The organism is Micromonospora sp. DT228 (assembly GCF_049841595.1).
Lineage (GTDB): Bacteria > Actinomycetota > Actinomycetes > Mycobacteriales > Micromonosporaceae > Micromonospora.
Map to the genome: position 1 here is coordinate 166,066 of NZ_JBNCKO010000003.1, position 13,158 is coordinate 179,223.

Sequence of the window (13,158 nt, forward strand, 5' to 3'; positions counted from 1 at the left end):
AGCTCCTTAGGGGGTGAGGGTGAAGGGTCGGAAGGTGCGTGGCCCGTAGAGCCGGTCCAGCACCTGGTCGAGTTCGCGGAGCAGGAGCCAGGCATCGGCGGGCCGGGCGTCCAGGGATCGTTGCCGGCAGCCCTGCGCGAAGGTGTGCAGCTCGCGGGGCGCGCGCGGCCCCATCAGCCAGCTCATGCAGTGGCTGGCCATCGCGATGTCGGTGCCCGGACCGCAGGGCCGCTTGTTGAGGACCTCCTCCGGGTCCCAGCCGTGGCCGGGCACGAGCGCCGGGATCGTGCCCCCGACGGGTGCGGAGAAGCACCAGTCGATCAGCACCACGCCGTGGGCGTTCGGCTCGATCAGCACGTGTCGGGGCAGGACCGCGCCGTGCACCACGCCGGCCCGGTGGGCCAGGCCGAGCACCACGAGCAGCCGCCGCCAGATCCAGGCCACGTCCCGGGCGTCCAGCCCGTCGGGGTACGCGTGCCGCACCTCGTCGAGGTCGTGCAGCCCGGGTGCGGTGGCGAGCACGTTGATCCGCCGCTCGGCGCCTGTCGCCGCGTCCCGGTGCGGGAATTCGTCGACGAGCCGGGGCACGTACGGCAGGTAGCGGGGGTCGCCACGCTCGGCGATGGTGCGCAGCGCGTGTGCCTCGCGGGCCATCAGGTCGTTGTCGGCGGGCCGCCGGGGGAGCTTGAGCAGTCGATCGTCGCCGACGTCGTAGAGGTCGGCGAGGTCACCCGAGTGGGCCGGGGTGCCGAGTCGGTAGTCACCGAGGACGGTGACCTGCCGGGCCCGCCACCTGGTGGTGACGTGGATGTACGCGTCGAGTGCTTCGGCGCGTACCGCCGGGTCGGCCGGCAGGCGGTCGGGGTGCAGGGCCGCGACCAGCTCGCGGTATCGCCGGGCCGGCTGGTCCGTGCCGAACAGGTCGGCGTCGCTGTGGGCCACCGTGACCAGGTGGATGGCCGCCGCGGTTTTCATCGCACCGTCTCCTCGCGGGCGGGGCGCAGCAGCGCCGGGTGCAGCAGTCGGGCGTCGCCGGCCCGGTAGAGCCGGGCACGGGGGCCACCTCGGGTGCCGCCGCGTTCGGTGCTGGTGCCGGTGCTCTCCACGAAGCCGGGCACGGAGAGCACCTTGCGGTGGAAGTTGCCGGCGTGCAGTGGGTGACCCCAGACCGTCTCGTAGACGGTGCGCAGCTCGCTGATCGTGAACTCGGCGTCGAGGAAGCGCGTGGAGAGTGGGGTGTATTCCAGCTTGGACCGGGCCCGCTCCAGCCCGTCGTCGATGATCCGGCCGTGGTCGAAGGCGAGCTGCCGGCTGGTCAGCGCGGTGACCGGCAGCCAGATCGCCGCGTCGGCGTCGGTGCCGGCGGCCGGGTCCGGCAGGTCGGGGGCGAACGCGAGGTGGGCGATCGAGACGACGCGCATCCGCGGGTCGCGCTCGGGGGTGCCATAGCTGCCCAACTGCTCCAGGTGTACGCGGCGCAATCGTTCGCCGCCGAGCCCGGTCTCCTCGGCCAGCTCCCGGCGGGCGCCGGCGATCAGGTCCTCGTCGGGTTGGACGAAGCCGCCGGGCAGCGCCCAGTGCCCCGCGAAGGGCGGCTGCCCGCGCTGGATCAGCAGCAGGTGCAGTGCGCCGTCGCGGATGGTCAGCGCCACCACGTCGACGGTCACCGCGACCGACGGGTAGGCCCGTGGGTCGTACGCCTCCAGGAACTCCTGCTCGTTCATCGCGTCTCTCTCAGCTTGAGAACATCTCTCTCTGAGAACAACCTAACGCACGAGGACGCTCCTGCCAAGCCGGAAACTCGTCAGCGCACGAAACCCGCCAGGTGCGGACGCCCGCGCGAGTCGTGCAGGGCGAACCCGCCGTCCGGCAGCAGGGTGAAGTCCACGGTGCTCGGCAGCGACACGGGCGCCTTGAAGGCGACCGCGACGGTGTGGGCCTCCGGCAAGCGGTTCTCCATGGCGGCCAGGCAGCGGGCCTTGCTCCACATGCCGTGCGCGATCGGTCGACGGAAGCCGAACAGCCGCGCACCGAGCAGCGAGGTGTGGATCGGGTTGTGATCCCCGGAGACCCGCGCGTACGTCGTACCGACGCGAGGTTCGACCCGCCAGCGGGCCGTGGCGGTCGGTGCGGTGGGGCGTTCACCCCGCTCGCCCCCGCCAGGCTTGCGCTCCCGACCCAGGTACGTCGAGACGCCGCGCCAGACCGTCTCGCCGTCGACCGAGCCGACAAGCACCACGTCCACCTGCCGGCCCCGGTCGTGCGGGCGCAGGTTCTCCGCGTACGTCGTGAAGTCGAGGGCCTCGTCGGCGCCGATCGGGCGGTGCATGGTGATCCGGTTGCCGACGTGGACCAAGCCCGTCACCGGGATGGGAAATGCCGGCTCGGTCATCAGCCGCAGGGCCAGCGGGAAGCCCAGGACGTGCGGAAACGTCGCGGGCAGCCGATCGCTGAGCCGAAAACCGCAGACCCGGTCGTACGCGGCCAGGTGCGCCCGGTCCACCCGCACCCCGCCCACGGCCAACTCGGCCGACGGCAGGCCGGAGCCACGCCGCCCGCCGGCGAGACCCGGCAGCGCGCCGAGCACCGCCCGCCGGTGCAGCGCCCCGGACGCCGGCATCCGAGCCAACTCGATCCGGGTCCGGCCACCGGACTCCGACTGGAACGCCCTGGCCCGCGTCTCCGCCGACAGTGTCTCCGTCGGGCCGTCGATCAGCTCGTGCAGGGAAAGGTCGTCGTCCGGCTCTCTCCGCGTGCCCATCACGCCCCCAGCAGGCTCTGGCCGCAGACCCGGACCACGTTGCCGCTGACCGCACCGCTGGCCGGCCAGGCCAACCAACCGATCGTCTCGGCCACGTCCACCGGCAGGCCGCCCTGGGCCAGGCTGTTCATCCGTCGGCCCGCCTCGCGGACCACGAGCGGGATGCGCGCGGTCAGCCGGGTCTCGATGAAGCCCGGGGCCACCGCGTTGACGCTGATCCCCCGCTCGCGCAGGACCGGGGCGAGCGCGTCGACCAACCCGATCACGCCGGCCTTGCTCGTCGCGTAGTTGGTCTGCCCCCGGTTGCCGGCGATCCCGGCGATCGACGAGACCGCGACGATCCGCCCGCCGGCCGGGACCAGCCCGCGCTCCAGCAGCACGTCGTTGATCCGCTCCTGGCTGGACAGGTTGACGTCGATGACCTGGTCCCACCGGTCGGCGTCCATCCGGCCGAGCGTCCGGTCCCGGGTGATGCCGGCGTTGTGCACCACCACGTCGACCCGGCCGTTCCGGCTGGCCAGGTGGTCGGCGAGCCGGGCCGGCGCGTCCGGCGCGGTCAGGTCGAGCTGCACGGCCGTACCGCCGATGTCGTTCGCCACCGCGGCGAGGGCGTCCCCGGCGGCCGGGATGTCCAGCGCCACCACCTGCGCGCCGTCGCGGGCGAGCACCCTCGCGAGCGCCGCGCCGATGCCCCGGGCGGCGCCTGTGACAAGCACGACCTGGCCGTCCAGCGGGCGGTCCCAGTCGGTGGGTGCGCTCGCCGCGCCGACACCGACCCGGATGACCTGGCCCGACACGTACGCGGACCGGCCGGACAGCAGGAAGCGGAGTGTCGATTCGAGGCTGGTGAGTGTGTGGGGGTCCCGGTCGGCGCGGGTGACGGAGACGAGTTGCGCGGTGGTGCCCCGGCCGAACTCCTTGCCGATGCTGCGGACCAGCCCGTCCAGGGCGCGCTGGGCGGTCGCCTCGCGGGGCGTCGCGCACTCCTGCGGCGGGGTGCCGAGCACGATCACCCGACCGCTGGGCAGCACCGCCCGAGCCCGTGGGTGGAAGAAGTCGTAGAGCTGGCGCAGGTCGGTCGAGTCGGTGATCCCGGTGGCGTCGTACACCAGGGCGCCGAACCGGTCCTGCGGCGCGGCGGTGGCGGTGTCGCGCAGCTCGACCCCGGCGGTGGTCAGGATCGTGGCGAGCGGCTCGGCGAGCCGGCCGCCGGTGGCCGCGCCGAGCAGGGCCGGCCCGGGCAGCAGCGGGTCGCCGGGGTGGTGCCGGCGCAGTCGGGGCGGGTCGGGCAGCCCGAGGCGCTTGACCAGCGCGCGGCCGGCGGCCGATTGGACGAAAGTCGCGTACCTGTCGGTCATGGGCGTAGCCTACTGGCGAGTAGGTTCGAGTGACACATCTTGGAGGAGGCGGATCGTGCAGAGCATTCGGCGGGTCGCGGTCATCGGGGGCAATCGCATCCCCTTCGCCCGTTCCAACTCCCGCTACGCGGACGCGTCCAACTCGGACCTGCTCGGCGCCGCCCTGGATGGCCTGATCGCCCGCTACGGACTAGCCGGTCAGCGGGTCGGCGAGGTGGTGATCGGGGCGGTGCTCAAACACTCCCGTGACTTCAACCTCGCCCGCGAGGCGGTGCTCGGCTCCCGGCTCGACCCGCACACCCCGGCGTACGACATCCAGCAGGCCTGCGGCACCGGCCTGGAGGCGGCGATCCTGGTCGCCAACAAGATCGCCCTCGGCCAACTCGACGTGGGCATCGCCGGCGGCGTCGACACCACGTCCGACGCGCCGCTCGCGGTCAACGAGGAGATGCGCCGCACGCTGCTCAAGCTCAACTCGGCCCGCACGCTCGGCGAACGGCTCAAGGTCGCGGCGAAGCTGCGCCCCTCGCAACCGTTCAAGCCGGAGATCCCACGCAACGCCGAACCTCGTACCGGCCTGTCCATGGGTGACCACGCCGCCCGCACCGCACTGCGCTGGCAGATCGACAGACGCTCCCAGGACGAGCTGGCGCTGCGCTCACACCAGCGGCTCGCCGCCGCGTACGACCGGAACTTCTTCGACGACCTGATGACGCCGTACCTGGGTTTGACCCGCGATGCGAACCTCCGCCCCGACACCAGCCTGGAGAAGCTCGGCCGACTCAAGCCGGCCTTCGGCACCCGCGGCCCGGACGCCGAGCAGGCCACCATGACCGCCGGCAACTCGTCTCCGCTCACCGACGGCGCGTCCACGGTGCTGCTGGCCAGCGAGGAGTGGGCAGCCGCGCGCAACCTGCCGGTGCTGGCCTGGTTCAGCTGGTCGGAGACGGCCGCCGTCGACTTCGTGCACGGCGACGAGGGGCTGCTGATGGCCCCCGCCTACGCGGTGCCCCGGATGCTGGCCCGCGCCGGGCTGACGTTGCGGGACTTCGACTACTACGAGATCCACGAGGCGTTCGCCTCGCAGGTGCTGGCCACCCTCGCCGCCTGGGAGTCGCCGGAGTTCTGCAAGGACCGCCTCGGCCTGGACGCGCCGCTGGGCGCGATCGACACCGACCGGCTCAACGTCAACGGCTCGTCGCTTGCCGCGGGGCACCCGTTCGCCGCCACCGGCGGGCGGATCGTGGCGACCCTGGCCAAGCTGCTCGCCGAGAAGGGCAGCGGACGCGGGCTGATCTCGATCTGCGCGGCCGGCGGCCAGGGCGTGACCGCGATCCTGGAACGCTGACCGCGCGGATCGCCCCTTACGGGGATGTCCGCCAGCAGGCGTTAACGGCTCGTTCAGGAGTCGGCCGGCTGGTGGAGGGTTTACCACGTGATGGTGATCGTTACCGCGCCCTGGGCGCGTCATCGATCGCTCCTGCGTGCGGAACGGGGCCGTAACACCATGGAGTCCGTCTTGCCACGGACGACCATCCTTTCGGTGGTCATCCCCATGTTCAACGAGACCGCTGTCATCCCGGCCCTGGTCGCCCGGCTGCGGCCGGTGCTGGACGCGCTCGGCGTCGACTACGAGGTGGTCGCCGTCGACGACGGCAGCCGGGACGACACCGTGTCGGTGCTCTTCGACCACGCTCGGGACTGGCCGCAGCTGCGGGTGCTCCGGCTGCGGCGCAACAGCGGCCACCAGGCGGCGCTGACCGCCGGCCTCCACCGTGCCGTCGGCCGGTGGGTGATCAGCCTCGACGCTGACCTTCAGGACCCACCGGAGACCATCGCCGAGATGCTCAGGGTGGCCCGCGAGAACGGTGTGGACGTGGTCTACGGCGTCCGCGCCGACCGCAGCACCGACACGGTCTTCAAGCGCAACACCGCCCGCGGCTACTACTGGGTGATGCGCCGGCTCGTCGGCGCCGACCTGCCCGCCCAGGCCGGTGACTTCCGGTTGCTCAGCCGCGACGTCGTCGAGGTGCTGCGCCGACTGCCCGAACGCGCCCCGGTCTACCGGCTGCTGGTGCCGTCGCTCGGCTTTCCCAGCGCCGAGGTGCGCTACGACCGCGCGGCGCGGGCCGCCGGGGAGACGAAGTATCCGTTGCGCCGGATGGTGGCCCTGGCCTGGGAGAGCGCGGCGAACTTCTCCGCCGCGCCACTGCGGCTGGCCACCTGGCTGGGAATGTCGAGCTTCCTGCTCTGCCTCGCGCTCATCGTGTTCGGCGTTGTCGTCCACGTCTCCGGTGCCACGATCCCCGGCTGGACCTCGATGTTCGTCGCCGTGCTGCTGCTCAGCGGGGTGCAGTTGGTCTGCCTCGGCCTGCTGGGCGAGTACGTCGGGCGGATCTACGCCACCGTGCAGAACCGACCCGCCTTCCACGTCGGGTTCGACTCACGGGACGAGGTGCCGGCCGCCGAGACGGTGGCGGAGAGCCGGGCCGACTTCGGACCGGTGGTCAACGCCCGTGGCTGACACCCTGCTGGCCGAGCGGATCGACACCCCGGCCCCGGCGGCACGTCGGAACGCCCTCCTGCCGGTCCTCACCACGCTCCCGTGGGCGCTCGTCATCGCCGCCCTGCTTGTGGTCTGGTCACGCGACGACGTGCCGGCCCCGGACCTTGCCCGGTTCTCCGCGTACTGGGTGTTCGCCCTGGTGCTCCCCGGAACCCTTGTGCACCGCGCGCTGCGCGGCAGCCGGGGCAACCTTCCGGAGGATCTCGCCTACGGCGCGGCCACCGGCCTGCTGCTCGAGATCGTCGCCTGGGCGTTGGCCGCGGCGACCGGCCAGCAGTCCCTGCTGCGCTGGTGGCCGCTGCCGGTACTCGTCGCCTTCGCCGCCGTCCCCGGGCTACGCCGGCACTGGCGGCTCGGCGAGCGCCGGCCGCTGCCGGTCGGGTGGCACTGGGCGATGGGCGTAGCGCTGTTGGTGGTGGTGGCCTGGGGGTACATCCAGTGGCGGATGGTGCCGCTGCCTCCGGTGTCCGGCGGCTACTACCAGGACCTGCTCTACCACCTGGGGCTGGTGCAGGAGCTGACCCGGGCGATGCCGTTCGAGTTGCCGCACGTCGCGGGGGAGGGGCTGCGCTACCACTACCTTTCCGACGCGCACATCGCCAGCGCCAGCATGGTCACCGACATCCCGCCGGCGACGGTGCTGCTGCGACTCTGGCTGGTGCCGGTGATCGGTACGGCGGTGGTACTCGCGGCCGGACTCGCCCGCGACCTGAGTGGTGCCGTCTGGGCCGGCCCGGTGGTCGCCGTCGCGGGCTTCGTCGGGACGACCGTCACGCTCGGCTCGGCCGTGGGCGCGTCCGGTGAGATGCCCTTGGCCTACGCCAGCCCGTCGCAGACGTACGTGCTGGTGCCGTTGCTGTTGCTCGTCGGCCTCTGTGTCGACGTGGCGCGAGGGCGGTCCCTCGGCCTGGCCTGGGCGCTGGTCCCGGTGCTCGGCCTGGTCTGTGCGGGGGCGAAGTCCAGCGCGTTGCCACCGCTGGTCGCCGGCCTGGGTCTCACCGCGGTCGTGTTCTGGTGGCGGGAGCGGCGGGTGCCACGACCTGCGTTGGTGGCGCTGGCCTGTCTCGTGGCGGCGATGGCGCTCGGTTTCCGGTTGTTCGCCGGCGGCGGGGCATCCACGCTGCGGGTGCAGGCGTTGGCCTTGCTGCACTTCATCGGCCCGTACTCCGAAACGCTCGGTGGTGGCGACGGAATCTGGCCGGATGCGCCGCTGCCGCCCGGCATCAATGACGGCGGCGCCCTCGGCTGGCTGCTGGCGTTCTCCGTGGTCGCCTGGTGGGTGCTGGGCCAGGCGCCACGGTGGGTGGGTATGACCCTGCTGGTCGAGCGGGAGCACCGGGCCGACGCGGCCGTTTGGCTGCTCGCCGGGACGGTGCTCGCCGGAGCTGCCACCACCTGGGTGTTCCAGCACCCGTCGATCAGCCAGATCTACTTCTGGATGGGTGTCATCCCGGTCGGCGCCGTGTTGACCGCCTGGTCGCTCGCCGTGGCCCGGGCACCCTGGCCGGCGCTGGTGGTGCCCGCCGTGGCCGGCGCGCTGGCGGCGCTGGTCACGGCCGGCACGGTGCCGGGGATCGCGTGGCCGCGGATCGCCCGTCCCGGCACCCCCTACACCTCGACCATCGAGGGATGGCTGCGGGTGCTGGGCGCCTCGGCCGTCCGGTACGTGCTGTTCGTGGCGGTGGCCGCCGCGCTCGCCGTCGGGGTGGCAGCCCTGTGGCGGCGGCGCGTCCCGTCGCCGGGGGGTCGTCGGCGGGTGGCGACGATCGCGGTGGCCGGGGTCACCGCCGCGATGCTCGGTGCCAGCGGTGCCGTCGCCGTGGGCGGAGTCGTCCGCTCGGTGCTGACCGAGCCGGTGCCGGCGACCGGGCCGCAGCCGTACGCCCTGACCGTCGACGAGATGCGCGCGGCGTTGTGGCTGGACGCACACGCCGCCGACGACGACGTGGTCGCGACAAACGTGCACTGTCGGCCGGTGCGGACCACCCCGCACTGCGATGCCCGGGCGTTCTGGGTGACCGGTCTGGGCGGCCACCGGACGGTGGTGGAGAGCTGGGGGTACACCGACGCGGTCGTGGCCGCGCACGGCGTCGACAACCTGGGGTACGCCCGACAGAACTTCCCCGACCAGGAACTGCTCGCGCTCAACGACGGCGTGTTCACCGCGCCGACCGTCGCCGACCTGGACCGCCTCCGCACACGGCACCGCGTCCGGTGGTTGTTCGCCGACACCAGGGCGGGCGCGGTGTCGCCGGAGCTGGCCCGGCTGGCTCAGGTTCGGCTGGTCGCCGGCTCGGTCACCGTCTACGAGGTCAGCCGCCCCTGACCGCCTAGGCAGTCCGGCCCGGTCCCGGTGTCGACCAGCGGGTGCGGGACAATGAGGTACGTGACGACGATCCCCAACGTGCTGGCCAACCGGTACGCCTCGCCCGAACTGGTAGCCCTCTGGTCTCCGGAGGAGAAGGTCCGGATGGAGCGACGGCTCTGGCTCGCCGTGCTCCGCGCCCAACGTGACCTGGGCGTGGCCGTGCCGGACGGTGTGGTCGAGGCGTACGAGCGGGTGCTCGACCAGGTCGACCTCGCCTCGATCGCGGAGCGGGAGCGGGTCACCCGGCACGACGTGAAGGCCCGGATCGAGGAGTTCAGCGCGCTCGCCGGGCACGAGCACGTGCACAAGGGGATGACCTCGCGGGACCTCACCGAGAACGTCGAACAGCTTCAGGTGCGCGCCTCGCTGGAGCTGATCCGGGACCGGGTGGTGGCCACCCTCGCCCGGTTGGCGTGGCTGGCCCACGAGTATTCCGAGGTGGTCATGACCGGCCGCTCGCACAACGTGGCGGCGCAGGCCACCACGCTGGGCAAGCGCTTCGCGTCGGCGGCGGAGGAGCTGCTCATCGCGTACGAGCGGCTGGAGGAGCTGATCGCCCGCTACCCGCTGCGCGGGATCAAGGGCCCGGTGGGCACGGCGGCCGACCAGTTGGACCTCTTCGACGGCGACGCCGACAAGGTGGCCGAGTTGGAGCGGCGGGTCGCCGAGCACCTCGGCTTCTCCCGGGTGCTGGACAGCGTCGGGCAGGTCTACCCGCGTTCGCTGGACTTCGACGTGCTGGCCGCGCTGGCGCAGACCGCCGCGGCGCCGTCGTCGCTGGCCACCACGATCCGGCTGATGGTCGGCCAGGAGTTGGCCACCGAGGGCTTCAAGCCGGGTCAGGTCGGCTCCAGCGCGATGCCGCACAAGATGAACACCCGCTCGTCCGAGCGGGTGAACGGCTTCGCGGTGATCATCCGCGGTTACCTGTCGATGGTCGGCGAGTTGGCCGGTGACCAGTGGAACGAGGGGGACGTGTCCTGCTCGGTGGTCCGCCGGGTGGCACTGCCGGATGCGTTCTTCGCCGCCGACGGGCTGTTCCAGACGTTCCTCACCGTGCTCGACGAGTTCGGCGCGTACCCGGCGGTGATCAACCGGGAGTTGGAGCGGTTCCTGCCGTTCCTGGCCACCACGAAGATCCTGGTGGCGGCGGTCCGGCGCGGCGTCGGCCGGGAGGTCGCCCACGAGGTGATCAAGGAGCACGCGGTCGCGGTGGCCCTCGCGATGCGCGAGCAGGGCTCGCCGGAGAACGACCTGTTCGACCGGTTGGCGGCCGACGGCCGGCTGGGCCTGTCCCGCACCGACATCGACACACTTGTCGCCGACCGCTCCGCCTTCGTCGGCGCCGCCGCCGCACAGGTCGAATCGATCACCCGCCGAATCACCAAGGTAGTCCAAAACCACCCAAACGCCGCAACCTACTCCCCACCCCCGATCCTCTAACCCCACCCCACCCCACCCCACCCCCACCCCACCCCCACCCCCTCCACCCCTGCATCCCGTTGATCATGAGTTATTGCCACGACACGCCGACGTGGCGGGCAATAACCTCATGATCAACAGGGCTGGGTGGGCGGGGCGGGGGCCTGGGTGGGTGAGTGGGTGGGTGGGTTAGTCGCCGGTTGCGGTTTCGGCGGATGTGCGGAGGTTGGGGGCGCTCGCCGGTTCGGCGATTCCGCCTGGCGATTCCGTGAAGCCCGCGACCTCCGCGGTCTCCGCGGCGACCGCCGGCTGGTCGGCCGGCATGACCTCGGGCATCTTGGGTACGGCGACCACCGCCGTTCCGTACGCGCAGATCTCCATCCACATCTCGCCGCAGTCGCGGCTGTCGAAGCGCATGCCGATCACCGCGTTCGCGCCGAGCCGCAGGGCCTCCTCGCCGAGCCGGGACACCGAGTCGGTACGCCAGCGGGTCAGGTTGTCCGGGGCCATCGGGTCGTACGCGCCGCCGCGCAGGTTCTTGACCCCCTCGCGGTACGGGTTGCGGGTGCGGGCCATCGAGGACACGACCTCACCGAGGATCTGGCGGATCTCGTAGCCGGGCAGTTGCTCTGTCGTCACGACCAGCACGGTTCCGATGCTGTCAGGAGTGGCCTGACCCGATCGGGTGCATTGTTCACCTGATCGGATGCTGCAAAACAGCGCGGCGCGGACGGCCGACCCGGGGCCGACCATCCGCGCCGCCCGGGGTGTTAACCGTCAGACACCGGCCACCGAGGTGATCCAGGCCCGGTTGTACGCAACGCTGCCGTAGTTCTGGATGCGGTAGCCGTCGGCGGTGGAGGCGACGCCGACCTGCTGGCCGTTGTAGAACTGGGGGCCGCCCGAGTCGCCCCGCCAGGCGTTGCCGCTGATCTCGGTGCTGCGGATGGCCTGCCCGCCGTACGCGTCGGTGGCGCTGTTGCTTGTCACCCGCACGGTGGCGGTCTTCAGCTGGCTGGACGCGGAGCAGCCGCTGTAGCAGGTCATGCCCCACCCGTAGATCGAGTTGGTCGAGTTGATGGGCGGGTTGCTGCTGGCCAGGGTGACCGTCGAGGTGCTGACCGTGCTGGAGAGCCGCATGAGGGCGAGGTCGTTGCGGGTGTAGGTGGCGCTGACCGTGCGGGTGACCCCGCCCGAGGCGCGGTAGACGCTGCCGACCCGGACCGACATGGTGCCGCTGGCGCAGTGGCGGGCGGTGAGCACCCACTGGGCGGCGATGACGCTGCCGGAGCAGGTGAACGAGCCGTTGCTCAGCACCGCGGCGGCCCAGGGCGCGGACGCGACGGTGGTGCCGCCGATGATGGGTTGCGGGCGGACCCGGGGTCGCCAGGTGCGGGAGGGCGGCAGCGGGGGTCTCCGTCGCCGCTCAGATCGACTTGCATCGATGTACGATAGGGCCGAGGGTCACCGTTGTCACGATTTCGATCGGAATTGATCAATGTAACGATTCGGCTACCGGAAGCGCCGTATATGTCCTGCTGAGGCCACCTGTCGCGCTCCCCGGGCCACCCTGGGTGCCGGTAATGTCGATCACTGCCTGAACTGCACCCGGCCGGTGCGCCCGTGGCGATATCTGCCAGGTACGCTGGCTGCGCTCGCCCGTTGTGGGTCGGCACCCAACTGCGTACACAGTCAGGAGTGCCCAGTGCCTCGCGTCGTCGTCGACGTCATGCTCAAGCCCGAGATCCTCGATCCGCAGGGCCAGGCCGTCGCAAACGCGCTGCCCCGGCTCGGCGTCGGTGACGTCGCCTCGGTTCGGATCGGCAGGCGGATCGAGATCGAGTTCACAGGTGAACCGGACCTGGACCGCGCTCGGGAGATTGCCGACAAGTTGCTCGCCAACCCGGTCATCGAGGACTTCACCATTCGCCTGGTCGAGGCCGACGAGACCGCGGACGCCCGCTCGTGACCGCCCGGGTCGGTGTCGTCACCTTCCCTGGCTCGCTCGACGACGGGGACGCGGCCCGGGCCGTCCGGATCGCCGGCGCCGAGCCGGTCCGGCTCTGGCACGGTGACCCGGACCTGCACGGGGTGGACGCGGTCGTGCTGCCCGGCGGCTTCTCCTACGGCGACTACCTGCGCTGCGGTGCCATCGCGCGGTTCGCCCCGGTGATGGAGACGATCGTGGGCGCCGCCCAGGGCGGCCTGCCGGTGCTCGGCATCTGCAACGGCTTCCAGATCCTGTGCGAGGCGCACCTGCTGCCCGGTGCGCTCACCCGCAACCAGCACCTGCACTTCCGCAACCGGGACCAGGTCCTGCGCATCGAGTCGGCCGGCACCGCGTGGACCAACGCGTTCCAGCCCGGCCAGGAGGTGCTCATCCCGGTCAAGAACGGCGAGGGCTGCTACGTCGCGGACACCGCGACGCTGGACCAGCTCGAAGCCGAGGGCCGGGTGGTCGCCCGGTACGTCGGCGGCAACCCCAACGGGTCGCAGCGGGACATCGCCGCGATCACCAACGCCGCGGGCAACGTGGTCGGCATCATGCCGCACCCCGAGCACGCGGTGGAGGCGCTCACCGGTCCTTCGTTGGACGGCCTCGGCTTCTTCACGTCGGTCCTCAAGCACCTGGTGGGGGCGCCGGCATGACCGGCGACACGATCATCGGTCTGCTCAACCGCAT

Annotated in this window: 11 protein-coding genes and 1 pseudogene; 6 read left to right on the forward strand and 6 right to left on the reverse strand. The window is 71.9% G+C overall.

Annotated elements, in window-relative coordinates:
* Window positions 1-6 precede the first annotated feature (6 nt).
* From ACLQ29_RS07465 to ACLQ29_RS07480, 4 genes are all read right to left on the reverse strand, one after another.
* Entirely contained in the window at window positions 7-975 is a 969-nt protein-coding gene (locus ACLQ29_RS07465; RefSeq protein ID WP_425770913.1) for a serine/threonine protein kinase, read from the reverse strand.
* The gene (locus ACLQ29_RS07470; RefSeq protein ID WP_425770914.1) at window positions 972-1,724 is read right to left on the reverse strand and encodes an NUDIX hydrolase; all 753 of its coding nucleotides are present in this window, start codon (window positions 1,722-1,724) and stop codon (window positions 972-974) included. Before ACLQ29_RS07470 ends, ACLQ29_RS07465 begins: the two co-directional genes overlap by 4 nt.
* Before the next feature lie 80 nt (window positions 1,725-1,804).
* Window positions 1,805-2,620, reverse strand: coding sequence for a MaoC/PaaZ C-terminal domain-containing protein (locus ACLQ29_RS07475; protein WP_425771238.1), 816 nt, complete (start codon window positions 2,618-2,620; stop codon window positions 1,805-1,807).
* A 140-nt stretch (window positions 2,621-2,760) separates the two neighbouring features.
* Window positions 2,761-4,119 (reverse strand): 3-oxoacyl-ACP reductase, encoded by a 1,359-nt coding sequence (locus ACLQ29_RS07480; RefSeq protein WP_425770915.1) that lies wholly within the window; start codon window positions 4,117-4,119, stop codon window positions 2,761-2,763.
* Window positions 4,120-4,174: 55 nt separating this feature from the next.
* Between ACLQ29_RS07480 and ACLQ29_RS07485 the strand changes: the two genes are divergently transcribed.
* The 4 genes from ACLQ29_RS07485 to purB all read left to right on the forward strand — a co-directional run bounded on the left by ACLQ29_RS07485 (window position 4,175) and on the right by purB (window position 10,496).
* Entirely contained in the window at window positions 4,175-5,467 is a 1,293-nt protein-coding gene (locus ACLQ29_RS07485; RefSeq protein WP_425770916.1) for an acetyl-CoA C-acetyltransferase, read from the forward strand.
* A 195-nt stretch (window positions 5,468-5,662) separates the two neighbouring features.
* Window positions 5,663-6,643: a glycosyltransferase family 2 protein gene (locus ACLQ29_RS07490; RefSeq protein ID WP_425770917.1), complete on the forward strand. Its 981-nt coding sequence runs from the start codon at window positions 5,663-5,665 to the stop codon at window positions 6,641-6,643.
* Entirely contained in the window at window positions 6,636-9,011 is a 2,376-nt protein-coding gene (locus ACLQ29_RS07495) for a hypothetical protein (protein WP_425770918.1), read from the forward strand. Before ACLQ29_RS07490 ends, ACLQ29_RS07495 begins: the two co-directional genes overlap by 8 nt.
* Window positions 9,012-9,071: 60 nt before the next feature.
* On the forward strand, window positions 9,072-10,496 hold the full coding sequence (gene purB, locus ACLQ29_RS07500) for an adenylosuccinate lyase (RefSeq protein ID WP_425770919.1): 1,425 nt from the start codon (window positions 9,072-9,074) through the stop codon (window positions 10,494-10,496).
* A gap of 168 nt (window positions 10,497-10,664) precedes the next feature.
* Here the strand turns inward: purB and ACLQ29_RS07505 are convergent, their stop codons facing one another.
* Window positions 10,665-11,228, reverse strand: coding sequence for a YbjQ family protein (locus ACLQ29_RS07505; protein ID WP_393365366.1), 564 nt, complete (start codon window positions 11,226-11,228; stop codon window positions 10,665-10,667).
* 24 nt (window positions 11,229-11,252) lie between these two features.
* Window positions 11,253-11,846, reverse strand: a pseudogene (locus tag ACLQ29_RS07510) (S1 family peptidase); the annotation flags it as partial.
* Window positions 11,847-12,180: 334 nt separating this feature from the next.
* On the opposite strand from ACLQ29_RS07510, the gene purS reads away from it, so the two are divergent.
* Both purS and purQ read left to right on the forward strand, forming a co-directional pair.
* Entirely contained in the window at window positions 12,181-12,444 is a 264-nt protein-coding gene (gene purS / locus ACLQ29_RS07515; protein ID WP_184180400.1) for a phosphoribosylformylglycinamidine synthase subunit PurS, read from the forward strand.
* Window positions 12,441-13,124 carry a phosphoribosylformylglycinamidine synthase subunit PurQ gene (gene purQ / locus ACLQ29_RS07520; RefSeq protein WP_425770920.1) on the forward strand — a complete coding sequence of 228 codons (684 nt, stop codon included), beginning with the start codon at window positions 12,441-12,443 and terminating at the stop codon, window positions 13,122-13,124. Before purS ends, purQ begins: the two co-directional genes overlap by 4 nt.
* Window positions 13,125-13,158 lie beyond the last annotated feature (34 nt).